This is a genomic window from Pseudomonas proteolytica (genome assembly GCF_007858275.1).
GTDB classification, from domain to species: domain Bacteria; phylum Pseudomonadota; class Gammaproteobacteria; order Pseudomonadales; family Pseudomonadaceae; genus Aquipseudomonas; species Aquipseudomonas proteolytica.
The window spans coordinates 45,602-68,260 of record NZ_VFEV01000008.1 but is presented as its reverse complement, the minus strand read 5'-3'; the positions used below and the strand labels follow the sequence as shown (position 1 = coordinate 68,260).

At 61.1% G+C, this 22,659-nt stretch carries 26 protein-coding genes; 12 read left to right on the top strand and 14 right to left on the bottom strand.

What is annotated here, in order from left to right; all coding sequences use genetic code 11:
* The first annotated feature begins 40 nt into the window (after positions 1–40).
* Together cysD and cysN are read left to right on the top strand one after the other, a co-directional pair.
* Complete coding sequence (gene cysD, locus FIV38_RS07845; RefSeq protein WP_029295601.1) at positions 41–958, top strand: sulfate adenylyltransferase subunit CysD; 918 nt, start codon at positions 41–43, stop codon at positions 956–958.
* A gap of 9 nt (positions 959–967) precedes the next feature.
* On the top strand, positions 968–2,866 hold the full coding sequence (gene cysN, locus FIV38_RS07840) for a sulfate adenylyltransferase subunit CysN (RefSeq protein WP_092233574.1): 1,899 nt from the start codon (positions 968–970) through the stop codon (positions 2,864–2,866).
* Between the two features lie 176 nt (positions 2,867–3,042).
* Here the strand turns inward: cysN and FIV38_RS07830 are convergent, their stop codons facing one another.
* Genes FIV38_RS07830 through FIV38_RS07820 form a run of 3 tightly spaced genes read right to left on the bottom strand, consistent with a single transcriptional unit; the run spans position 3,043 to position 6,441 of the window.
* Positions 3,043–3,942, bottom strand: a complete 900-nt coding sequence (locus FIV38_RS07830; RefSeq protein ID WP_092233577.1) for an acyltransferase — start codon at positions 3,940–3,942, stop codon at positions 3,043–3,045.
* Positions 3,943–6,042, bottom strand: coding sequence for a phosphate acetyltransferase (gene pta / locus FIV38_RS07825; protein WP_092233580.1), 2,100 nt, complete (start codon positions 6,040–6,042; stop codon positions 3,943–3,945).
* Positions 6,043–6,102: 60 nt separating this feature from the next.
* On the bottom strand, positions 6,103–6,441 hold the full coding sequence (locus FIV38_RS07820) for a DUF3565 domain-containing protein (RefSeq protein WP_071610070.1): 339 nt from the start codon (positions 6,439–6,441) through the stop codon (positions 6,103–6,105).
* On the opposite strand from FIV38_RS07820, the gene FIV38_RS07815 reads away from it, so the two are divergent.
* The 3 genes from FIV38_RS07815 to FIV38_RS07805 all read left to right on the top strand — a co-directional run bounded on the left by FIV38_RS07815 (position 6,410) and on the right by FIV38_RS07805 (position 8,768).
* Positions 6,410–6,895: an FKBP-type peptidyl-prolyl cis-trans isomerase gene (locus tag FIV38_RS07815; protein WP_092233582.1), complete on the top strand. Its 486-nt coding sequence runs from the start codon at positions 6,410–6,412 to the stop codon at positions 6,893–6,895. The two genes, FIV38_RS07820 and FIV38_RS07815, sit on opposite strands and share 32 nt — an antisense overlap.
* Positions 6,896–7,031: 136 nt before the next feature.
* The gene (locus FIV38_RS07810) at positions 7,032–7,514 is read left to right on the top strand and encodes a glutathione peroxidase (RefSeq protein ID WP_092233585.1); all 483 of its coding nucleotides are present in this window, start codon (positions 7,032–7,034) and stop codon (positions 7,512–7,514) included.
* A 150-nt stretch (positions 7,515–7,664) separates the two neighbouring features.
* On the top strand, positions 7,665–8,768 hold the full coding sequence (locus tag FIV38_RS07805) for an NADH:flavin oxidoreductase (protein ID WP_092233588.1): 1,104 nt from the start codon (positions 7,665–7,667) through the stop codon (positions 8,766–8,768).
* Between the two features lie 76 nt (positions 8,769–8,844).
* Here FIV38_RS07805 and FIV38_RS07800 read toward each other — a convergent pair whose 3' ends face one another.
* The 3 genes from FIV38_RS07800 to cysZ form a co-directional block, all read right to left on the bottom strand.
* Positions 8,845–10,023, bottom strand: a complete 1,179-nt coding sequence (locus FIV38_RS07800; protein WP_169852056.1) for a glycosyltransferase family 4 protein — start codon at positions 10,021–10,023, stop codon at positions 8,845–8,847.
* Positions 10,024–10,101: 78 nt separating this feature from the next.
* On the bottom strand, positions 10,102–11,094 hold the full coding sequence (locus tag FIV38_RS07795; protein ID WP_029295589.1) for a cytochrome-c peroxidase: 993 nt from the start codon (positions 11,092–11,094) through the stop codon (positions 10,102–10,104).
* An 83-nt stretch (positions 11,095–11,177) separates the two neighbouring features.
* Positions 11,178–11,933 carry a sulfate transporter CysZ gene (gene cysZ, locus FIV38_RS07790; protein ID WP_029295586.1) on the bottom strand — a complete coding sequence of 252 codons (756 nt, stop codon included), beginning with the start codon at positions 11,931–11,933 and terminating at the stop codon, positions 11,178–11,180.
* A gap of 292 nt (positions 11,934–12,225) precedes the next feature.
* Between cysZ and trxB the strand changes: the two genes are divergently transcribed.
* On the top strand, positions 12,226–13,188 hold the full coding sequence (gene trxB, locus FIV38_RS07780) for a thioredoxin-disulfide reductase (RefSeq protein WP_029295584.1): 963 nt from the start codon (positions 12,226–12,228) through the stop codon (positions 13,186–13,188).
* Between the two features lie 266 nt (positions 13,189–13,454).
* On the opposite strand, the gene FIV38_RS07775 is transcribed toward trxB, so the two are convergent.
* The 5 genes from FIV38_RS07775 to FIV38_RS07755 form a co-directional block, all read right to left on the bottom strand.
* Positions 13,455–13,793: a HopJ type III effector protein gene (locus FIV38_RS07775; protein ID WP_029295581.1), complete on the bottom strand. Its 339-nt coding sequence runs from the start codon at positions 13,791–13,793 to the stop codon at positions 13,455–13,457.
* Positions 13,786–14,082 carry a DUF1244 domain-containing protein gene (locus tag FIV38_RS07770; protein WP_032857713.1) on the bottom strand — a complete coding sequence of 99 codons (297 nt, stop codon included), beginning with the start codon at positions 14,080–14,082 and terminating at the stop codon, positions 13,786–13,788. Before FIV38_RS07770 ends, FIV38_RS07775 begins: the two co-directional genes overlap by 8 nt.
* Before the next feature lie 24 nt (positions 14,083–14,106).
* Positions 14,107–14,478: a dihydroneopterin triphosphate 2'-epimerase gene (gene folX / locus FIV38_RS07765; RefSeq protein WP_029295577.1), complete on the bottom strand. Its 372-nt coding sequence runs from the start codon at positions 14,476–14,478 to the stop codon at positions 14,107–14,109.
* A 55-nt stretch (positions 14,479–14,533) separates the two neighbouring features.
* Positions 14,534–15,244 (bottom strand): dihydromonapterin reductase, encoded by a 711-nt coding sequence (folM, locus tag FIV38_RS07760; protein WP_092233591.1) that lies wholly within the window; start codon positions 15,242–15,244, stop codon positions 14,534–14,536.
* 61 nt (positions 15,245–15,305) lie between these two features.
* Positions 15,306–15,866, bottom strand: a complete 561-nt coding sequence (locus FIV38_RS07755) for a putative antibiotic biosynthesis monooxygenase (protein WP_092233595.1) — start codon at positions 15,864–15,866, stop codon at positions 15,306–15,308.
* A 214-nt stretch (positions 15,867–16,080) separates the two neighbouring features.
* On the opposite strand from FIV38_RS07755, the gene FIV38_RS07750 reads away from it, so the two are divergent.
* Positions 16,081–17,040 carry a MerR family transcriptional regulator gene (locus FIV38_RS07750; protein WP_092233598.1) on the top strand — a complete coding sequence of 320 codons (960 nt, stop codon included), beginning with the start codon at positions 16,081–16,083 and terminating at the stop codon, positions 17,038–17,040.
* 2 nt (positions 17,041–17,042) lie between these two features.
* Here FIV38_RS07750 and FIV38_RS07745 read toward each other — a convergent pair whose 3' ends face one another.
* Both FIV38_RS07745 and FIV38_RS07740 read right to left on the bottom strand, forming a co-directional pair.
* The gene (locus FIV38_RS07745; protein WP_070996812.1) at positions 17,043–17,648 is read right to left on the bottom strand and encodes a hypothetical protein; all 606 of its coding nucleotides are present in this window, start codon (positions 17,646–17,648) and stop codon (positions 17,043–17,045) included.
* 58 nt (positions 17,649–17,706) lie between these two features.
* Positions 17,707–18,174 carry a PAS domain S-box protein gene (locus tag FIV38_RS07740; protein WP_092233601.1) on the bottom strand — a complete coding sequence of 156 codons (468 nt, stop codon included), beginning with the start codon at positions 18,172–18,174 and terminating at the stop codon, positions 17,707–17,709.
* A gap of 103 nt (positions 18,175–18,277) precedes the next feature.
* Here FIV38_RS07740 and FIV38_RS07735 point away from each other — a divergent pair, with 103 nt between their 5' ends.
* Positions 18,278–18,733: a flavodoxin gene (locus FIV38_RS07735; protein WP_092233604.1), complete on the top strand. Its 456-nt coding sequence runs from the start codon at positions 18,278–18,280 to the stop codon at positions 18,731–18,733.
* On the opposite strand, the gene FIV38_RS07730 is transcribed toward FIV38_RS07735, so the two are convergent.
* Complete coding sequence (locus tag FIV38_RS07730; RefSeq protein ID WP_092233607.1) at positions 18,714–19,610, bottom strand: LysR family transcriptional regulator; 897 nt, start codon at positions 19,608–19,610, stop codon at positions 18,714–18,716. The two genes, FIV38_RS07735 and FIV38_RS07730, sit on opposite strands and share 20 nt — an antisense overlap.
* A 92-nt stretch (positions 19,611–19,702) precedes the next feature.
* Between FIV38_RS07730 and FIV38_RS07725 the strand changes: the two genes are divergently transcribed.
* From FIV38_RS07725 to FIV38_RS07710, 4 genes are all read left to right on the top strand, one after another.
* The gene (locus tag FIV38_RS07725) at positions 19,703–20,095 is read left to right on the top strand and encodes a CidA/LrgA family protein (RefSeq protein WP_139273550.1); all 393 of its coding nucleotides are present in this window, start codon (positions 19,703–19,705) and stop codon (positions 20,093–20,095) included.
* Positions 20,085–20,771 (top strand): LrgB family protein, encoded by a 687-nt coding sequence (locus FIV38_RS07720; protein ID WP_029295559.1) that lies wholly within the window; start codon positions 20,085–20,087, stop codon positions 20,769–20,771. The genes FIV38_RS07725 and FIV38_RS07720 overlap by 11 nt, the downstream gene beginning before the upstream one ends.
* 151 nt (positions 20,772–20,922) lie before the next feature.
* Positions 20,923–21,705: a class II aldolase/adducin family protein gene (locus tag FIV38_RS07715; protein WP_029295558.1), complete on the top strand. Its 783-nt coding sequence runs from the start codon at positions 20,923–20,925 to the stop codon at positions 21,703–21,705.
* Positions 21,705–22,649: an alpha/beta fold hydrolase gene (locus FIV38_RS07710; protein WP_050492893.1), complete on the top strand. Its 945-nt coding sequence runs from the start codon at positions 21,705–21,707 to the stop codon at positions 22,647–22,649. Before FIV38_RS07715 ends, FIV38_RS07710 begins: the two co-directional genes overlap by 1 nt.
* Positions 22,650–22,659 lie beyond the last annotated feature (10 nt).

Genomic DNA, 22,659 nt, shown 5'->3' with positions numbered 1-22,659 from the left:
CGCAGGCCGTCCAAAAAGAATCGTTTTTCCGTGAGTAGCCATGGTCGACAAACTGACGCATCTGAAACAGCTGGAGGCGGAGAGCATCCACATCATCCGTGAGGTTGCCGCCGAGTTCGACAACCCGGTAATGCTCTACTCCATCGGCAAAGACTCCGCCGTGATGCTGCATCTGGCGCGCAAGGCATTCTTCCCGGGCAAGCTGCCGTTTCCGGTGATGCATGTGGACACCCAGTGGAAATTCCAGGAAATGTACAAATTCCGCGACCGCATGGTCGAGGAACTGGGCCTGGAACTGATCACCCACGTCAACCCGGATGGCGTCGCGCAGGGCATCAACCCGTTCACCCACGGCAGCGCCAAGCACACCGATATCATGAAGACCGAAGGCCTCAAGCAGGCCTTGGACAAGTATGGTTTCGACGCAGCATTCGGCGGCGCCCGTCGCGATGAAGAGAAATCCCGTGCCAAAGAGCGCGTGTACTCGTTCCGCGACAGCAAGCACCGCTGGGACCCGAAAAACCAGCGTCCGGAGCTGTGGAACGTCTACAACGGCAACGTCAACAAGGGCGAGTCGATCCGTGTGTTCCCGCTGTCCAACTGGACCGAACTGGATATCTGGCAGTACATCTACCTCGAAGGCATTCCGATCGTGCCGCTGTACTTCGCCGCCGAACGGGAAGTGATCGAGAAGAACGGTACGCTGATCATGATCGACGACGAGCGCATCCTCGAGCACCTGTCCGACGAAGACAAAGCCCGTATCGTCAAAAAGAAAGTACGTTTCCGTACCCTTGGCTGCTACCCGTTGACGGGCGCGGTGGAGTCCGAAGCCGAGACGCTGACGGACATCATCCAGGAAATGCTCCTGACGCGAACTTCCGAGCGCCAGGGCCGTGTCATCGACCACGATGGCGCCGGCTCCATGGAAGACAAAAAACGTCAGGGTTATTTCTAAGGGGTTGTCATGTCGCACGTATCTGATTTGATCAGCGAGGACATCCTCGCTTACCTGGGCCAGCACGAACGCAAGGAAATGCTGCGCTTTCTGACCTGTGGCAACGTCGATGACGGCAAGAGCACCCTGATCGGGCGCCTGCTGCACGACTCGAAGATGATCTACGAAGATCATCTGGAAGCCATCACCCGCGATTCGAAGAAAGTCGGCACCACCGGTGACGACATCGACCTGGCATTGCTGGTCGACGGCCTGCAGGCCGAGCGTGAGCAGGGCATCACCATCGATGTGGCCTACCGCTATTTCTCCACCGCCAAGCGCAAGTTCATCATCGCCGACACCCCCGGCCATGAGCAGTACACCCGCAACATGGCCACCGGTGCTTCCACCTGTGACCTGGCGATCATCCTGGTAGATGCGCGCTACGGCGTGCAGACCCAGACCCGTCGCCACAGCTTTATTGCTTCGCTGTTGGGCATCAAGCACATCGTCATCGCGATCAACAAGATGGACCTCAACGGTTTCGACGAGAGCATTTTCGAATCGATCAAGGCCGACTACCTGAAGTTTGCCGATGGCATCGCGTTCAAGCCGAGCACCATGGCCTTTGTGCCGATGTCGGCGCTCAAGGGCGACAACGTGGTGAACAAGAGCGAGCGTTCGCCCTGGTACACCGGCCAGTCGCTGATGGAGATCCTCGAAACCGTCGAGATTGCCAACGACCGCAACTACACCGACCTGCGGTTCCCGGTGCAGTACGTCAACCGTCCGAACCTGAACTTCCGTGGTTTCGCCGGCACCCTGGCCAGCGGCATCGTGCACAAGGGCGACGAAGTCGTGGTGCTGCCGTCGGGCAAGAGCAGCCGCGTCAAATCCATCGTCACCTTCGAAGGTGAACTGGAACACGCAGGCCCCGGCCAGGCCGTGACCCTGACCATGGAAGACGAGATCGACATCTCCCGTGGCGACCTGCTGGTGCATGCCGACAACGTGCCGCAAGTCACCGACGCCTTCGACGCCATGCTGGTGTGGATGGCCGAGGAGCCGATGCTGCCGGGCAAGAAATACGACATCAAGCGCGCCACCAGCTACGTGCCGGGTTCCATCACCAGCATCGTGCACCGTGTGGATGTGAACACGCTCGAAGAAGGCCCGGCCAGTGCCTTGCAGTTGAACGAGATCGGCCGGGTCAAGGTCAGCCTCGATGCGGCCATCGCCCTGGACGGTTACGCCAGCAACCGCACCACCGGCGCCTTCATTGTGATTGACCGGTTGACCAATGGCACCGTGGCGGCGGGCATGATTATCGCGCCGCCGGTCAGCCATGGCAGCGCAGCGCAGCACGGCAAGTTGGCCCACGTGGCCACCGAGGAACGCGCCCAGCGTTTCGGCCAGCAGCCAGCCACCGTGTTGTTCAGTGGCCTGTCGGGCGCTGGCAAGACCACCCTGGCCTATGCGGTCGAGCGCAAGTTGTTCGATATGGGGCGTGCGGTGTTTGTGCTCGATGGGCAGAACCTGCGCCATGACCTCAATAAAGGTCTGCCGCAGGATCGTGCCGGGCGTACCGAGAACTGGCGTCGTGCCGCCCACGTGGCGCGTCAGTTCAACGAAGCCGGCTTGCTCACCCTGGCGGCCTTTGTGGCGCCGGACGCCGAAGGCCGTGAACAGGCCAAGGCGTTGATCGGCAGTGATCGTTTGCTCACCGTATACGTGCAGGCATCGCCGCTGGTATGTGCCGAGCGTGACCCGCAAGGCCTGTACGCCGCCGGTGGGGATAACATCCCTGGCGAGTCGTTCCCCTACGACGTGCCGTTGAATGCCGACCTGGTGATCGACACCCAGGCCCTGTCGTTGGAAGACAGCGTCAAGCAAGTGCTGGAACTGTTGCGTCAGCGCGGCGCGATCTAAACCTCGCCGCCATAAAAAGCCCGCCACCGATCACTCGGTGGCGGGCTTTTTATGGGCTCTTGTAAACAACTCGGCCAAATGTGGGAGCGGGCTTGCTCGCGAAAGCGGTGTATCAATCAACAAATAAGGTGACTGACGCTCCGCATTCGCGAGCAAGCCCGCTCCCACATTTTTGCTCAGCGACGGGCAGGGTAATCCGTGTGAAGCTGGTCTAAAAGGGCGTCCTTTTCAGTCCACAGGTTATTGATCCATCCCTGGAACGCCAGCCGATACTCCCCATCCTGCTCATAATTCTTGCCAATGAACTCGGCCGGGATCTGCACCTCTTCAAACTGCACAACCACGTCTTTGACATTGCCGCACAGCAAGTCCCAGTACCCCGGACGCCCGTCAGGGTAGTGGATCGTCACGTTCACCAATGACTTCAACTGCTCGCCCATGGCATCCAGCACAAACGCAATGCCACCGGCCTTGGGCTTGAGCAGGTAACGAAACGGCGACTGCTGCTGCGCATGTTTGCCTGGGGTAAAGCGTGTGCCTTCGGCAAAGTTGAAAATGCCCACCGGGTTGTCACGGAACTTTGCACAGGTCTTGCGGGTGGTTGCCAGGTCCTTGCCTTTCTTCTCCGGGTGTTTTTCCAGGTAAGCCTTGGTGTAGCGCTTCATGAAGGGGAAGCCCAGCGCCCACCAGGCCAGGCCAATCACCGGCACCCAGATCAGTTCCTGTTTGAGGAAAAACTTCAGCGGGCGGATCCGCCGGTTGAGCACGTACTGCAACACCATGATATCGACCCAGCTCTGGTGGTTGCTGGTCACTAGGTACGAGTGCTGGTAGTCCAGGCCTTCCAGGCCCTTGATGTGCCAGCGTGTGCGGCGCACCAGGTTCATCCAGGTGTTGTTATTGCTGATCCAGGCTTCGTGGGTCTGGTTCATCAGCCATTCGCTGAAGCGCTTGGCGAACGGCAGCGCCTTGAACAATGCGACGATAAACAGGAATGAACACAACAGGATGGTGTTCAACGCCAACAGCAGCGAGGCGATCACCCCACGCAGGGGGGCAGGCAGAAAGTCCAGCATTTAGGCATCCATAGGTCGGTTGGCGGCTTGAATCGCGGTCAGGGCGATGGTGTAGACGATGTCATCTACCTGGGCCCCACGGGGCAGGTCGTTCACGGGTTTGCGCAGGCCTTGCAGCATCGGGCCGAGGCTGACGCAATCGGCACTGCGCTGCACCGCCTTGTGGGTGGTGTTGCCGGTATTGAGGTCGGGGAACACAAAAACCGTGGCCTTGCCCGCCACCAGGCTGTTGGGCGCCAGTTGCCGGGCGACGTTTTCGTTGGCCGCTGCGTCGTACTGCAACGGGCCGTCGATCAGCAGCGAGCTTTGCTGTTCGTGGGCCAACAGGGTGGCCTCGCGGACTTTTTCCACTTCCTCGCCACTGGCCGAGTCACCGCTGGAATAGCTGATCATCGCCACGCGCGGGGTAATGCCGAAGGCGGCGGCCGAGTCGGCGCTTTGCAGGGCGATTTCCGCCAGCTCCGCGGCGCTGGGGTGCGGGTTCATCACGCAGTCGCCGTAGACCAGCACCTGCTCGGGAAACAGCATGAAAAACACCGACGACACCAGGGTGCAACCCGGCGCCGTTTTAATCAGCTGCAATGCAGGGCGGATGGTATTGGCGGTGGAGTGGATCACCCCGGACACCAGCCCATCCACCTCATCCAGCGCCAGCATCATGGTAGCGATCACCACGGTGTCTTCCAGTTGCTGCTCGGCCATCGGCGCGTTGAGGCTTTTGCTCTTGCGCAGCGCCACCATCGGCTCGACGTAGCGCTGGCGGATCAGGTCCGGGTCAAGAATTTCCAGGCCTTCGGGCAGTTCGATGCCATGGGCGCGGGCCACGGCCTCGACGTCGGCCGGCTTGGCCAGCAGCACGCAACGGGCAATGCCGCGGGCCTGGCAGATGGCGGCGGCTTGCACGGTCAACGGCTCGCTGCCTTCGGGCAGCACGATGCGCTTGTTGGCGGCCTGGGCGCGCTGGATCAACTGGTAGCGGAACACCGCCGGCGACAGGCGCATCTCCCGTGGTGTACCGCAACGCTGGTGCAGCCAGCGCGCATCCAGGTGACTGGCGACGAAATCGGTGATGATCTCCGCACGTTCGCGGTCATCAATCGGGATTTCCTTGTTCAGGCTGTTGAGCTGGTTGGCGGTGTCATAGGATCCGGTGCTCACCGACAGCACCGGCAACCCGGCCTGGAATGCACCACGGCACAGCTCCATGATCCGTGGGTCAGGCAGGGTGTCGCTGGTCAGCAGCAGGCCGGCCAGGGGCACGCCATTGATCGCCGCCAGGCTGACGGCGAGGATGATGTCGTCGCGATCCCCCGGTGTCACCACCAGCACGCCGGGCTTGAGCAGCTCCACGGTGTTGCGCATGGTGCGCGCGCAGATGATGATTTTGCTCATGCGCCGGGTTTCATAGTCGCCTGCGTTGAGCACTTGCGCGCCCATCAGGTCGGCCACGTCACGGGTGCGCGGGGCGTTGAGCTCGGGCTGGAACGGGATGCAGCCGAGCAGGCGGAAATCGCCACTGCGCAGCAGCGGCGAATGCTCCTTGAGACGGGCGGCGAAGGCCTCCATGCTCTCGTCGGTCTGCACTTTGTTGAGAATCACGCCGAGCACTTTCGGGTCTTTCGGGCCACCGAACAGTTGCGCCTGCAATTCCACACGCCCGGACAGTTCGGTCAGCACTTCGTTTTCCGGGGCCGAGACCAGGATGACTTCGGCATCCAGGCTTTTTGCCAGGTGCAGGTTGACCCGTGCCGCATAGCTGGCGCTGCGGGTCGGCACCATGCCCTCGACAATCAGCACGTCCTTGCCCACGGCGGCCTGTTGGTAAAGGGTGATGATCTCTTCGAGCAACTCATCCAGCTGGCCATCGCCGAGCATCCGCTCGACATGGGCCAGGCCCAGTGGCTGCGGTGGTTTCAGGCCATGGGTACGGGCCACCAACTCGGTGGAGCGCTCAGGCCCCGTGTCGCCGGGATGGGGCTGGGCAATGGGCTTGAAAAACCCGACTTTCAGCCCGGCCCGTTCAAGGGTACGCACCAGCCCAAGGCTGATGGAGGTCAGACCCACACCAAAGTCGGTGGGCGCGATAAAAAAAGTCTGCATGCGAATTCTCTGAAGGTGCATGGCTTCGGTGATGCGCTATGGCTGCGCGTCGACCGGGAATCAGCTGCCAAGGGTATCGTTATCCGGGCGCTGCGCACACCAGCCACAGGCAAAGGGTTGGCCTATTTTTGCCAGGCGTTGCGCCGCATCCAGCACCCAGCCCCGGGATTGCCAGGGCGGTTGGTGCCGTAGGTGCTGCGTATGGCCGCAGGACAGCGTGGCGACCCAGTGGCCGTCCGCGTCCTGATGAAATCCGACGACCGTCGAGTCACTGGATCGACTCCGTCTGTCCGGGTTGTGTTCGCTTTCGGGCAAATCCTTGTTTAGACTTGTCCGTTCTTCATTCTTATGCAAAAGGTCTCGCCCCATGCCGATCGCCGCCAACAAGGCTGTCTCCATTGACTATACCCTGACCAACGACGCTGGTGAGGTCATCGACAGCTCCGCCGGCGGCGCGCCGCTGGTCTACCTGCAAGGCGCAGGTAACATCATCCCGGGCCTGGAAAAGGCCCTGGAAGGCAAAGAGGTTGGTGATGAGCTGACCGTTGCCATCGAACCTGAAGATGCCTATGGCGAGTACTCGGCCGAACTGGTCAGCACCCTGAGCCGCAGCATGTTCGAAGGCGTCGACGAACTGGAAGTGGGCATGCAGTTCCACGCCTCCGCGCCGGACGGCCAGATGCAGATCGTGACCATCCGCGACCTGGATGGCGACGACGTCACCGTCGACGGCAACCACCCGCTGGCCGGCCAGCGCCTGAACTTCCAGGTCAAGATCGTTGCCATCCGCGACGCATCCCAGGAAGAAGTGGCTCACGGCCACGTGCACGGCGAAGGTGGTCACCACCATTGATTGACGGGCTACGGCCGGTCAGTTGAAAAGAAAGGCGCCTTCGGGCGCCTTTTTTGATTGGCGGCTATTCTTGCCGACTTGGCGGCTGTAATCTCGAAATGCCGTTAACCAGAATATGGGAAACCTGGAGTGTGTCATGAGTGCTTTCCACGACCTTAAACTCAAAGCCCTGGATGGTCAGGAGCTGCCTCTGGCGCCCTATAAAGGGCAAGTCGTGCTGGTGGTCAATGTCGCCTCCAAATGTGGGCTGACCCCGCAATATGCGGCGCTGGAAAACCTCTACCAGCTATACAAGGATCAGGGGTTTACCGTGCTGGGCCTGCCGTGCAATCAGTTTGCAGGCCAGGAGCCGGGAACGGAGGAAGAAATCCGCGAATTTTGCAGCCTCAACTACGGGGTGACCTTTCCATTGGGCAGCAAGCTGGATGTGAACGGCCCCGAGCGCCATCAGTTATATCGCTTGCTCGCGGGCGAGGGCGCCGAGTTTCCCGGGGATATCACCTGGAATTTCGAGAAGTTCCTGCTGGGCAAGGATGGGCGGGTTTTGGCGCGTTTCTCCCCGCGCACTGCGCCAGAAGACACCGCGATCGTCCAAGCCATCGAAAAAGCCCTGGCCTGACCCATGTAGGAGCCGGCTTGCCGGGTCCTGCAATGTGTTGTGTAGCTTGCGGCTTTTGAATGTTAATCACTGAAATCAATAGTGCTACCCAGCACCGCCCGCACTCCATATTATCCGCATCATAAAATCCCTCTCGTGCGGAGTGCTCCCATGCCTGTCCAAGCCTTGTTCAAACCTTTCCAGCTCGGTGCCCTGCAACTGCCGTCCCGTGTGGTCATGGCGCCGATGACCCGGTCGTTTTCCCCGGGCGGCGTACCCAATTCCAAAGTGATCGAGTACTACCGTCGCCGCGCCGGGGCCGGCGTAGGCCTGATCATCACCGAAGGCACGGTAGTGGGCCATCAGGCTTCCAACGGTTACCCGAATGTCCCGCATTTCTACGGTACGGCTGCATTGGCTGGCTGGAAAAAAGTGGTCGATGCGGTGCATGCCGAAGGCGGCAAGATCGTCCCGCAGTTGTGGCACGTCGGCAGCGTACGGCGTATCGGCACCGAGCCGGACGCTAGCGTGCCGGCCTACGGCCCGATGGAAAAACTCAAGGATGGCACCGTGCTGGTCCACGGCATGACGGTCCAGGATATCCAGGAGGTGATTGCCGCCTTCGCCCAGGCGGCCAAGGATGCCCAGGACATTGGCATGGACGGTGTGGAAATCCATGGCGCCCACGGCTACCTGGTCGACCAGTTCTTCTGGGAAGGCAGCAACCAGCGTACAGACGAATACGGCGGCAGCCTGGCCAACCGTTCGCGTTTTGCCATTGAATTGATCCAGGCCGTGCGGGCTGCCACAGGCCCCGAGTTTCCGATTATTTTCCGTTTCTCCCAGTGGAAACAGCAGGATTACACCGCACGTCTGGTGCAAACCCCCGAAGCCCTGGGGGAGTTCCTCAAGCCGTTGGCCGACGCCGGTGTGGATATTTTTCACTGCTCTACCCGTCGTTTCTGGGAGCCGGAGTTCGAAGGTTCCGAGCTGAACCTGGCCGGTTGGACCCGTAAGCTCACGGGCAAGCCGACCATCACCGTTGGCAGTGTGGGCCTGGATGGTGAGTTCCTGCAGTTCATGGTCAATACCGACAAAATCGCTCAGCCAGCGAGCCTGGAAAAACTGCTGGAGCGCTTGAACAACGATGAGTTCGATCTGGTGGCCGTGGGCCGTGCGCTGCTGGTCGACCCGGACTGGGCAGTGAAGGTGCGTGAAGGCCGTGAGGGGGATATCTTGCCCTTCAGTCGCGAGGCGCTGACCACTCTGGTTTAGGGGGGAATTGGCGGGCGCCATCGCGGGCAAGCCCGCTCCCACAGGTTGATTGCATTCCAATGTGGGAGCGGGCTCGTCAGGTCAGCTTCGAACCGCCCGTCTCCATCACATCCTCACCACACGCCCCGCGCAATTGCTGTTCAAACCGCTCGATAATCGCCGGCCAGCCCTGGCGACTGGCGTGCTGGCGCGCGTTCAGGCGCACCCGACGCAAGCTCTCGGGTTCTTCCAGCAACCAACAGGCGGCATCGCAAAACGCATCCTCATCCCCCGGCATCGCCACGGCACCACTGTAGCCATGGCGGATGTGCTGGGTGGCGGCCGCCTGGTCGTAGGCCACCACGCCCAATCCCGATGCCATCGCTTCGAGCACCACATTGCCAAAGGTCTCGGTGAGGCTGGGGAACAGAAACAGGTCCCCCGAGGCATAGTGGCGCGCCAGTTCCTCACCGCGTTGTGTGCCGCAGAAAATTGCGCCGGGGAGGGCCTTGGCCAGTGCCTCGCGTTGCGGCCCATCGCCGACGACGATCAGCGTCAGTCGGCGCTGTGGATAAGTCGCCTGCAAGGCCTCGAGGCAGCGTTTGAGCACACCGAGGTTTTTCTCCGGTGCCAGGCGGCCTACATGCATGACGGCAATGTCCTCAGTGCCCAGCCCCCACTGTTCACGTAGGACGTTGTCACGTCTGGCTGGGTGGAACAGCTGGCTGTCGACGCCGCGCGATAACAGGTCCAGGCGTTCGAAGTGGCGGCGTTCCAGTTCCAGGCGCTGGCTGACGCTGGGCACCAGGGTCAGGCTGGAGCGGTTATGGAACCAGCGCAGGTAGTGGGTCAGGATGCGGCTGAGCATGCCCAGGCCGTATTGGCTGGAATACTGCTGGAAGTTGGTGTGGAAACCGCTGACCACGCTGATCCCCAGGCGCCGTGCCGCCCGCAAAGCCGACAAGCCCAGCGGGCCTTCGGTAGCGATGTACAGCACGTCTGGACGCTGGCGTTTCCAGCGCCGCAGCAGTTTGTGCATGGAGGACTGGCCCCATTGCAGGCCGGGATAACCCGGTAGAGGCCAGCCGCGACACAGCAGCAGGCCGTCGTCGCTCTGGCGACTCAAGTCGCCAGTCTGGCGCGGGCGCACCAGTTCCACCTGATGTCCACGTGCGCGCAGGCCGTCACACAGGCGGCCAAGGGTGTTGGCCACGCCGTTGATTTCCGGTGGGAAGGTTTCGGTAATCAGGGTGATATTCAGGAAAGCTGTCGTCATGCAGCCAGTGTCGGCGCGGGCCATGTCGCCATTGTGTCGTCGCAATGACGGATTTATGACGACCGGCCCGCTACTGGCTTAGTTGAACGGCGCAGGACGCGGGGTCTTGGCCGAGGACGGCGGGAGGATCGGCAGCTTGAAGTCCGGCTGGTCGCCGGTCAGGGTGTCGAGGAACGCGACAATCTGGCTGACCTCATCGGTGCTCAACTTGCGCCCCAATTGCAGGCGGGCCATGACGTCTACCGCTTCGCTCAGGTTCCAGTAGGCACCGTCGTGGAAGTAGGGGTAAGTCAGGGCGACGTTGCGCAAGGTCGGCACCTTGAACATCATCCGGTCCTGATCCTTGCCGGTCAGGCCTGCCACGCCTTGGGCCGGGTTCTTGGTGGCATAGGGTTCGACCATGCCCATTTTCTGGAAGGTGCTGCCACCGACCGCCTCGCCGTTATGGCAGGCCACGCAGCCGATGCTCTTGAACAACTGGTAGCCCTGCGCTGCCGTGGCGCTGATGGCTTTTTTATCGCCCAGCAGCCAGCGGTCGAACGGGGCGTTGGGGGTGACCAGGGTTTCTTCGAAGGCCGCGATGGCGTTGGTCACATCGTCGAACTTGATGCCGTCATCGCCATACACTTTCTTGAACGAGGCCTGGTATTGCGGGATCGAGCGCAGCACGTCCACGGCCAGATCGTGGGTGAAGCCCATTTCGCCCGGGTTGGAGATCGGGCCGCCGGCCTGCTCTTGCAGGGTCGCCGCGCGTCCATCCCAGAACTGCGCAACGCTCATGCTGGAGTTGAGCACCGTCGGTGAGTTGATCGGCCCCTGGTGCCAGTTATGGCCGATGGAGGTGGGCAGATTGTCGCTGCCGCCCATGCTCAGGTTGTGGCACGAGTTGCAGGAAATGAAGCCGGACTTGGACAGGCGCGGGTCGAAGAACAATTGCTTGCCCAACTCGACCTTGGCGGCGTCAGTGATTTTCGCCGGCTGCACCGGCAAGATCGGCTCGTTGGCGGCAGCGGCCCCCCAGGCCTCGCCGCCCAACATCAACCCAAACATCAGCATCAACGGTCTGTACATGGCTTGCTCCCCACAGGCTTATAGTTTTAATAACCATGTGCTTTATGTGGGCAAATCGTCATGATCCAGGTCAATCGAACAGATTAGGGCTTTTGCGCCAGCATGGTTTCGGCGCCGCGCTCACGCACCCAGAACAACGTCGCCCCGGCCACCGCCGCGGGCATCATCAGCAGGTTGACCACCGGCACCAGCAACACCAGGTAAACAATCCCACCGAAGCTCATGCTCTGCCAGCGCTTCTGCCGCAGCCAGGCGAGCATTTCGTTCCAGCCCAGCTTGTGGTTATCGGCTGGGTAGTCGATGTACTGGATCGCCATCATCCATACCCCGAACAGCAGCCACAGGGGGGCGGCGATCAGGTTGACCACGGGAATGAACGACAGGATAAACAGGCCGATGGCGCGTGGCAGGAAGTAGCCGAGCTTGCGCATTTCCCGCGCCAGTGTGCGCGGGACCATGGCGAACAGTTCGGCCCAACTGAAGGCCGGGAAGTCATCGGTACCGCGCACCACCACTTCGACCTTCTCGGCGAGAAAACCATTGAACGGCGCAGCGATGATATTGGCGAGCATGGTGAAGCTGAAAAACACCATAAAAGCCACCAGTAGCACGAACAGCGGCCACAGGATGTAGCTGAGGAAACTCAGCCAACTGGGCAGCGTTGGCATCAAGGTGTCGACCCACAGGCTGAACTGATGGCCAGCAAAATAGATCAATCCGACGAACAGTATCAGGTTGATCGCCAGGGGCAGCAGGACGAACAGGCGCAGGCCTGGGCTCAAGACCAGTTTCAGGCCTTCGCGCAGGTATTGTGGGCCTGACAGAACGGGGGCGGGCATGGGTAACTCCGGGTAAAAGGGCAAACGCGCCGACCTTACCGGCTTTGCGAAAGCGGTGAAAGCACGGTCAGCGAGTCGACATTAACGGTAACAAACATGTCGATTAATAGGGGGCACAGGATAGAGACCACCTATGAGCTGGATTGTTATTCCGTATTTCCTTAATCTTGCCCCCCTCTATACGCTGCACCCATTATTTTCAGGGCCTGCGAGTTCAAGCCTTCCCCAAGTGCTTCGCGGTCCTTTTTTATTCCAGCCGCTCTGTAGTCCGGGCGGTCGATAGGAGTGAGTCATGTCTGATACCCGTCATTCGCGAGTGATTATTCTCGGTTCCGGCCCTGCCGGTTACAGCGCTGCGGTCTACGCGGCCCGGGCCAACCTCAAGCCGTTGCTGATCACCGGCATGCAGGCGGGTGGTCAGCTGACCACCACCACTGAAGTCGACAACTGGCCGGGCGATGTCCATGGCCTGACCGGTCCGGTGCTGATGGAACGCATGAAAGAACACGCCGAGCGCTTCGAGACCGAAATCGTCTTCGACCATATCAATGCCGTGGATTTCTCGAAAAAGCCCTACAGCCTGACTGGCGACAGCGGCGTCTACACCTGTGACGCGCTGATCATCGCCACTGGCGCCAGCGCCCGTTACCTGGGCCTGCCATCGGAAGAGGCCTTCATGGGCAAGGGCGTTTCCGCCTGCGCCACCTGCGATGGTTTCTTCTACCGCAACAAGCCGGTGGCGGTGGTCGGTGGTGGTAACACCGCCGTGGAAGAAGCACTGTACCTGGCCAATATCGCCAGCACCGTGACCCTGGTTCACCGTCGCGAAACCTTCCGCGCCGAGAAGATCCTGATCGACAAGCTGCACGCGCGGGTTGCCGAAGGCAAGATCATCCTCAAGCTCAACGCCAACCTGGACGAAGTCCTGGGCGATAACATGGGCGTGACCGGTGCGCGTTTGAAGAACAACGATGGCAGCTTCGACGAGCTGAAAGTCGACGGCGTATTCATTGCTATCGGCCACACCCCGAACACATCGTTGTTCGAAGGCAAGCTGACCGCCAAAGACGGTTACCTGGTGGTGCAGGGCGGTCGTGAAGGCAATGCCACCGCGACCAACATCGAAGGCATCTTTGCCGCTGGCGACGTGGCCGACCACGTCTACCGCCAGGCCATCACCTCGGCCGGCGCCGGTTGCATGGCGGCCCTGGATGCCGAGCGTTACCTCGATGGTTTGAAAGACGCTTCTTTCTAAACCGTTGCAATAAAAAAACCGGCCGCGCGGCCGGTTTTTTTGTGGCGAGCGGGCTTGCCCCGCGTTGGGTGGCGAAGCCGCCCCAAACCCTGCTGGCTCGGTACACCTGAAACAACCGCGGTGCCTGAAGTGGGGCTGCTACGCAGCCCAGCGCGGGGCAAGCCCGCTCGCCACAGGGAAGTTCGTCAGTTTCTGGAAGTTGTGTAGATACCTACCGCCATCGCGGGCAAGCCCGGCTCCCACATTGACCGGGTTTGCAAGCTGGATCAGCGGCGGGTCAAAGGCGGCTGGACAAACTTCACTCCCGCCAACCCATGCTCGATCAACGCGCGGATGTTGCTGTGATCTGTGCCTTCAGGCGTCGCCAGCACCGAACGGTAATGTTCGCCGAACGCCAGCAAAGCCTGCTGGTCGCTCAAGCCTTCGAGCAGCGCCAGGCCCAGGGTCTTGCACGAGCCTTCGTTCTGCCCAGCGGCGTTTTCTACGCTGCCATTGGTAAAGGCCTGTGGCTGGTAGTCGTAGCCAGCGGCGATGAAGGCCAGGGTATCGGCAAACTGGTGTTCGCCGCTGTCGAGGCTGGTGTGCAGGGTGTTCAGGTCAGTCATGGGTTTTTCCTTTGGCAAACGCCGCTTGTTGTTCGGCGCTGGCTTCTTGCTGGTACTGGGCTTTCCACTCGGCGTACGGCATGCCGTACACCACTTCGCGGGCGTCATCGAGGCTGACTTCGATCTGGCGTTCGTCGGCCTCGGCCTTGTACCACTTGGACAGGCAGTTGCGGCAGAACCCGGCAAGGTTCATCAGGTCGATGTTCTGCACATCCTTGCGGCTGTCCAGGTGCGCAACCAGGCGGCGGAAGGCAGCAGCTTCGAGTTCCAGGCGTTGTTGATCGGTCATAGGGTTCACGCAGATTCAGGGGGGTTAACGGCTGGCCGCGAGCGTAATCGATACCGATTCGGCAAAGCGCAGCGCATGGGGCTTGTCGACTTCGACTTCGGCATACAGCACCGACTCATTGCTCATCACCAGGTCCAGCACTTCCTGGGTCAGGCGTTCGAGCAGGGCAAAGCGGTTGCTTTCGACGTGGGCGATGATGGCCTTGGTGATGGTGCGGTAGTTCAAGGCGTGGTCGATATCGTTGTCGCGCACGGCGTCTTGTGCGGCATACAGGATGGTCAGGTTGATCAACACATCCTGCTTGTTGAGGATTTCATCCTCGTTGATGCCAATAAAGGTACGCAGACACAGGTCCTTGACCCGGATGCGCGCCATACCTGGTTGAAGTTGTGGCATTGCTACTTGCTCCGTCCAATCAGTTGCAGGAACCCCAGGCGGGTGGTGTTCGGGTTTACTTGACATGGCGCCCGCCATTGACGGTCAGGGTGGTGCCGGTCACATAAGGGTTGTCCAGCAGGTAACGCACGCTCTGGTAAATCACCTCAGGCCCGGGTTCGATACCCAGTGCCGACTTGGCCAGGACCTTGGCGCGATAAGCCGCGTCGTCGCCTTCGTTGAACATCACCATGGCTGGCGCGATGCCATTGACCTTGATCCGAGGCGCGTATTGGGCGGCGAAGGAGAGGGTCAGGCTGTCGAGCCCGGCCTTGGTGGCGCAGTAGGCGATATGCTGGCGGCTGCCCTTGCGGGTGACGTCGTCGCTGATATGCACAATGTCGGCCGGCGTCGAGCGTCTGAGCAAGTCAGCACAATGCAGGTTGATCAGGTACGGCGCAAGCATGTGCACGCTGAACATATCGATAAAGGCGCTGGCCTCGTCACCAGGTGTCTCTGCGGCCCAGGTCGAGGCGTTGTGGATGATTGCCCGCAGGCTGTCGGTATGGGTCTTGAGTTCGCTGATGAACGCCAGGATACCGGCCTCGCACGAGAAATCGGCAAATACGCCCACCGCGCCACGCTCGCGCAAGGCCTGCACACCGGGACGTTCACTGCGATAGCTGAAGATCACCGGTTGCTGTTCATCCAGCAGGCGCTGGGCGCAGTGCAGGCCGACACGTTGGCCGGCGCCGGTGATGAGGATCGGGGCGGGGGTGCAGGTCATGGGAAGCTCGGGTCGCGGGCAAGCTAAAACTATACCAGCGACCGGGCTGTAGCGGATCGGCTCAAACGGTTGCTTCGGCAGGTTTTACCCGTCGCGGAGCAGGATTGAGCCAGCCGGCCAGCAAATGGGTCGACAGGGGAATGAACAGATAGACCATCAAGGGCGTCAGGGCCAGGGTGCTGACCAGCACGCGGCTGAACAAGCCCAACTCGGCCAACAACGGTTCCAGGCCGACGTTGAACAGCAGTGACACCGGGAAAAACGCCAGCCAGATCGCCACGGCCTGTTTCCAGCGCGGTGGGCGCTGGCCTACGGCGCCAAACCAGCCCTCCATGCCGCTGACACGATGTTCCGTGGGGTCAGCGAACAATTCACTGCCGCGCCCCAGCCAGGCGCTGCGCGACGCGGAGAACTCCCAGGCGTGCAGGGTCTGCTCGTCGGCGAAGCGGAAGATGATCTGGAATTCGCCACCGTCGGCAGGCGGTGCAAGCACGCCTGAACCCAGGTAGCCGGGGAAGTCCGTGGCCAGTTGCTCGCCTTCGCGCAGCCAGCTCATCATGTCCTGATAACGACCTTGGGCAGCGCGGCGCGCGACCATCAAGGTGACGGGTAGGGTAGACATTGTGTATCTCCGAATGCGTGGGAGCGCGGCACCGGGTAGGTGGCGTCCCTGGCGAAACCGCAGGGTAGGGCGGCGACGCAGAAAAACAGGCAAGGATTATTCCTGATTTGACGAAATACACCAGCGGCATTGGACGGCTGGGCAGGTCCCTTGAAAAAGACAGGTATAAAAGCGTTAAATGGGATCCAACTTCGTATAAGTTCCTGGTCATTCGATGCCTGTAATCACAGCCCTGCCCCCCGGTCTTGAGCATGGCGGTCTAGCCGCCGCGGATGAGTTGTTCCCGATTCGTGAAGTCGCAAGATTGACAGGTATTAACCCGATCACCTTGCGTGCGTGGGAGCGCCGTTATGGTTTGATCCAGCCGGTGCGCACCGAAAGTGGGCATCGCCTGTACACGCAGAAGGACATAGAGACCGTTCATCGCATTCTGGATTGGATCGAGCGGGGCGTGGCAGTCAGCAAAGTCGGCAAGATCCTCGCCCGGGACGATGCGCAAGTGTCTTCACTACAAGACCAACAGGAAGGCAGCGGTGAGCTTGAGTGGGCGCAGTGGCAGCAGCAGTTGCAACTGGCCATCGGCGCGTTTGATGAGCTGCAACTGGAGCGCCTGTACGGGCAGGTATTTGCGGCCTACCCCGCTTCAGTGGCGTTTCAGGACATCCTGATGCCCCTTTGGCGCCAATTGCTGCGGCATCAGGGCCGTTTTGGCCAGGCCAGCGAATGGCTGTTTTTCGACAGCTTCTTGCGCGCGCGAATTTCCCAGCGCCTGCAACTGGCCCGCGCCGGCCGTACGCCGCTAGTACTGCTGGCAGCCATTGCCGGTGAATGCCGAGAACTGGAATTGCTGGTGGCGGGGCTCATGCTCAGTGGTGAGGACCTGGCCGTGCATGTGCTGAACGTGGGCCAGCCCCTGGATGAGTTGACACTGATCTGCGAGAAGACCCGCCCGCAGGCGCTGGTGCTGTTCTCCAATCGTTCACCGACCCATGAGTTGCCCAAGCGGTTGGCGCGATTGGCCCTGACCCTGGAGTGCCCGCTGCTGCTGGCCGGTGATGCCTCCGACATGGCCGAGCAGCTACTGGCCGATACTGCCATTGGCTGCCTGGGCAATGAGGGAAGATTGATGCAGCGGCGCTTGCAGCAGTTCCTCAGGGGAACCCTGGATACCTGAATTCAGGCATGCACTTCGGGGTGCGCCAGGCGATGCTGTTGCAGGATGAACTGGCGCAGGCGCTCGGTTTCATCCACATCGCCCTGGCTCAAGCGGTAGGCAAACAGCCCGCGAGCGGTCTCGCGCTCCAGCGTGCCACGCACCGCAATCCTCTCGTAGCCGGACGGGCTGAACCACATCGAGAAAGTCCTGGGTGGTTTGCTGCGGCCACGGGATTGCACCAGCAAGCCCTTGAACGATACTTCATGTACCCATAGCGCCCCGGGCTGGCCCTTGACGTTTTCCAGGGCGACCGGCTCTTCGAGGACCAGGCGCCAAGGCCGGATCATCGGCCCGTCTTCAAAAATGCTCGGTACCCCCAGTCGCAGGTGCAGGGCATGAAACTCGTCCTCCACCAATTGCAGGGGAAAGGTCATCTGCTGGTTATCGAACTGCGCCTGGATCGTTACCTGTTCATGGGCCGCCAGGCGCGTGAGCAGGTCGCGGATCTGCGCTCCGCCATTGACCGTCAGGCTCGACGACACATCCCGCACATTCAGTTGCGGGTTGTGGTGCATGTTCTGGATGAAGTCCAGTTCGTCCTGGGTCAAGAGCGTGTCGCGTTGCATTGATGTGGCTCAAGGAAATGCGTGATTAAACTGATTATCACCCTAAAGACCGTGTTTTCTAAAGTTTGTTAGATCCGCTCGTCGCTCGGAGTGCTGCCAGCTCGGCTGTAAGCTGCGCCACCTGGGCTTCAAGCTGGGCTACACGCTGCTGGGCCTTGACCTGAACCGTTACATCTTTTTGCACGCCGACGAAGTAAGTCTGCTGATCGGCTGGGTTGTAAACCGTCGATAATGACAGCTCATTCCAGAAGTGCGTGCCGTCCTTGCGGAAGTTGCGCAGGATTTCCCGGCACGCGCCGCCAGTGTCCAGGGCTTCGCGGATGGCCATCAGGGCCGGCTGGTCACGGTCACCCGATTGCAGGAAGCGGCAATCCTGGTAAAGGATTTCGTCCAGGCTGTAGCCGGTCATGCGTTCGAAGGCCGGGTTCACGTAAATCAGGGGCTTGTCCTTGCCCTCCCTCTCAGCCACGGTGATCCCGTCGTTAGAGGCATTGATCACCATCTGCATCAGCTTGGCGTTGATCATTGAGCGATCCATAGCGTGTTTGTGGATTTCGTAGTGTAAGACAACTCACGCGGCTGCCAACTGCTAATATCCCAGGTTTTCACTCAACTACAGGATCAGATTGATGAAAGTCGCCATCCTTTCCGGCTCGGTCTATGGCACGGCCGAAGAAGTTGCCCGCCACGCCATGGGTCTCCTCAACGCAGCCGGGTTCGAGGCCTGGCATAACCCGCGGGCGACCCTGGCCGATGTGCAGGCGTTCGCCCCGGAGGCCTTTCTGGCCGTAACCTCCACCACCGGCATGGGCGAATTGCCAGACAACCTGATATCGCTGTATTCGACAATCCGCGATCAACTGCCCGCCGCCTGGCGTGGTTTGCCAGGTGCGGTGATCGGCCTGGGCGACGCCAGCTATGGCGATACCTTCTGTGGCGGCGGGGAGCAGATGCGCGAGCTGTTCAGCGAGTTGGGCGTACGCGAAGTGCTGCCGATGCTGCGCCTGGACGCCAGCGAAAGTGTCACCCCGGAAGCCGATGCCGAGCCCTGGTTGGCAGAGCTGGTCACGGCACTGCGCGGCTGATCGGGTACTCGCGTAGTAACGCCAGCCAGGCCAGGGCGGCTTTCGACAGGTAGGCGCCCTGGCGCCAGATAAAAGCGATGTCCCAGCGTAGGAATTCGGGCGCCCTGAGTGTCAGGCGCACCACGCCAGGGCGCTCCAGGCCGCGCGCGACCACACTGGGCAGCAGCACCACGCCCTGGCCGGCAGCCACCAGTGCCACGAGAAAATCCGCCTGGCCGCTGCGCCCGCTTTCCCGGGGTGTGAAGCCCACTTGCTGGCAAGCCTGGAGCAGCCGGTCATTGAGCACAAAGCTGCGCTGATACATCAAAAACGGCGTGTCGGCCAATTCCTCCAAGCCAATCTGCCCACGCTGCGCCAGCGGGTGGTCCGCGGGCAGCAGCGCATCCAGTGGTTCATCACAGAAGGCTTGCCAGGCAAACGCCGGATCGGTGGGCAACAAGCTGCCGCCTACGTCCAGCTCCCCGGCGAGGATCGCCTGCTCGATATTGCGACTGCCGCCCTCAAGCAATTGGATGCTGACATTGGGATAGCGTCGCCGATATTCGGCAAACAACTCGGCAAACAGTGTGTCGCCCCCCAGTTGCGGCAGACCCATGCGCAACTCGCCACGGGTCAACTGATTCAAGTCGTCCAACTCGCTCAACAATTCGGTTTGCAGGCGCAGCATCGCCTCGGCCCGTTGCAGCACCACGTGCCCGGCGGCGGTCAGGCGCACCTGCGAGCCAATGCGGTCGAGCAGCGGTGTACCCAGGCTTTGCTCCAGTTGCGCCACTTGCTTGCTCACCGCGGACTGGCTGATATGCAGGGTTCTCCCGGCCTGGGTAAAACCGCCACGGTGAACCACTTCGATAAAACTGCGCAGCTGTTTGAATTCCATTACGGTAATTCCAGATTGGAATGGCTTGCAGTCTAACAATTCGCTTTGGGGGTGCCAGGGGGCTCATTAACATGGGGGCCTGCGAGGAACCCATGTCTACTAAACGTTTCACCTTCAAATATGTGTGCCGGTTGCTGGTTGAGTTGCTGGTATTGCTGGCGATTTACCTGCTGGGTTGCCAAGTAGCCCTGTGGCTGGCCTGGCCGATTCCAGGCGGGGTCATCGGCCTGGGCCTGCTGTTGCTGGTGTTCGCCAGTGGCCTGATCAAGCCCGCAGCCCTGCAATTGGGCGCTGGCATGTTGATGGCGGAAATGCTGCTGTTCTTTATCCCGGCGTTGATGAGCCTGCTCGATTACGGTGGGCTGATGCGCCACGACGGTTGGCGCATCATGTTGGTGATCGCCCTTAGCACCCTGACGGTGATGTTGGTCACGGCATTTACCGTTGAACTCGTCTGCCGTTGGAAGCTGCGCCATGAAGCTTGAACTGATGCCACTGTTCTGGCTGGCCCTGACCCTTGTGGCCTACGGTTTCAGCCGCTGGATCTACCGGCGCACCGGGCGTTACCTGCTATCGCCGCTGATCCTGGTGCCCGCGCTGCTGCTGGCGGTGGCCGTGCCGCTGAACACCGCCTATGCCGAGTACGCCACCGACACCCATTGGCTGATGCTGGTGCTGGGACCGGTGACGGTGGCGTTCGCCATCCCGATCTGGCAGCAGCGCCAGTTATTGATGCGCCACTGGTCGGCATTGCTGCTGGGCATGCTGGCGGGTAGCGCGGCGTCCATCGGGACTTCTTTCGGCTTGGCCAAGGCGTTGGCCTTGGACAGTTCGGTCACCCTGTCATTGGTGCCACGCTCGATCACCACGCCCTTTGCCATGCCCCTGGCCCACGACCTGGGCGGCGTGCCGGAACTCACGGCGGTATTCGTGATGTTCACCGGCGTGTTCGGCGCCCTGCTTGGCGGGGTGCTGCTCAAGTGGCTGCCGCTGCGCAGTGCCCTGGCGCGGGGCGCGTTGTTTGGCGTGGGCGCCCACGGTGCTGGCGTCAGTCGTGCCCATGAAGTAGGCGGCGAAGAGGGCTCGGTGGCGGGCTTGGTGATGGTGCTTACGGGCTTGCTCAACCTGTTCGCCGCACCTTTATTGGCGTCGCTTCTCTGACACCACGTTGTACGAATCCGAACTATTCTCACGGTTGACTCGCTCGGTCATCAAGCTGGCTGCCAACGCAACTACGGCGTGCCCGAGGTCTGACTAGACTGGCCCTTCAGTCTAAAAATAATAAAAACACCACAGCGTCGAGGTCATTGCCGTGAGCCTAGCCCCCGTTCAATCGACACAGAGTGTTAAAGACCAGGTCAGCGCTGCCGAATGGCAGGCCCGCATAGACTTGGCCGCGTGCTATCGCCTGGTGGCCATGCATGGTTGGGATGATCTGATTTTCACCCACATCTCGGCCAAGGTACCCGGCACTGAAGACTTCCTGATCAACCCCTTCGGGCTGATGTTCCACGAGATCACCGCCTCCAGTCTGGTCAAGGTCGACCAGGCCGGCAACAAGCTGATGGACAGCCCCTACGAGATCAACCCGGCGGGCTACACCATTCACAGCGCGGTACACGAAGTTCGTCACGATGTGGTCTGCGTGCTGCACACCCATACCGCAGCCGGCGTGGCGGTGTCGGCGCAGAAGCAGGGCGTGCTGCCCATCAGCCAGCAGTCGCTGTTCGTGCTGTCGAGCCTGGCCTATCACGCCTACGAAGGCGTCGCGCTGAACCACGAGGAAAAGGCCCGCCTGCAAGCCGACCTGGGGCCGAACAATTTTCTGATGCTGCACAACCATGGCCTGCTGACCTGCGGGGCGACCATCGCCGATACCTTCCTGATGATGTTCACCTTCCAGCGCGCCTGCGATATCCAGGTACTGGCGCAAAACGGCGGGGCCGAATTGATCGCCATCGAGCCGCAGATTCTGGCGGGGGCCAAGGCGATGATCGCTGGCGTGACCAAGAGCGCCCAAGGCATGGGTGGTGCATTGGCCTGGCCGGCGCTGTTGCGCAAACTCGATACACAAGACCCTGGATACCGACTCTAATGCCACTGGCCGAGATTCCGCTGCGTGCCTGGCGCAAACGCGGGCAGAGTTTTGTTTTTCGCGGGCAGACCATCCGTTACTGGGTGGCCGGCCAGGGCGAGCCATTGTTGCTGATCCACGGCTTCCCCAGCGCCAGTTGGGACTGGCATTACCTCTGGCAGCCCCTGGCCCAGCGCAACCTGGTGATTGCCTGCGACATGCTCGGGTTTGGCGACTCGGCCAAGCCCCTGGACCACACCTATTGCCTGCTGGAGCAGGCTGATCTGCAACAGGCTCTGCTGGCCCATCTGCGCGTGCAGCAGCCGGTGCATATCATGGCCCATGACTACGGCGACAGCGTGGCCCAGGAACTGCTCGCCCGGCACTACGAGGGCAGCTTCCAGCTGGCCAGTTGTGTCTTTCTCAATGGCGGGCTCTTCCCCGAGACCCACCGCGCGGCGCTGGTGCAAAAACTATTGCTCAGCCCCTTGGGTTGGATGATCGGCCGTGCATTCGGGCGCAACGCCCTGGCTGACAGTTTCAAGCAGATCTTCGGCCCCGGCACCCGCCCCAGCGAAAGCGCTCTGGATGACTTCTGGAGCCTGATCGAAAACAACGACGGCCCACGGATCCTGCACAAACTCATCGCCTACATCCCCCAGCGCCGTCAACAACGCGAGCGCTGGGTGGCGGCCATGCAACGCGGCGAAGTACCGTTGCGGGTGATCGATGGCGAGGTAGACCCGATTTCCGGCGGGCATATGGTCGCGCGCTACCGCGAGCTGATAGCGGATGCCGACACGGTATTGCTGGCCAATATCGGCCACTACCCGCAGGTGGAGGCGCCGGTCCAGGTGCTCAAGCATTACCTGGCGTTTCGCGAGGGCATTGAAAGCAACCAGGATCGCCTGTGGGAACTGGCTTATGCAGGAGCAGGCTTGCCTGCGATGCGGGTACCTCGGTAAGTCAGTTGCA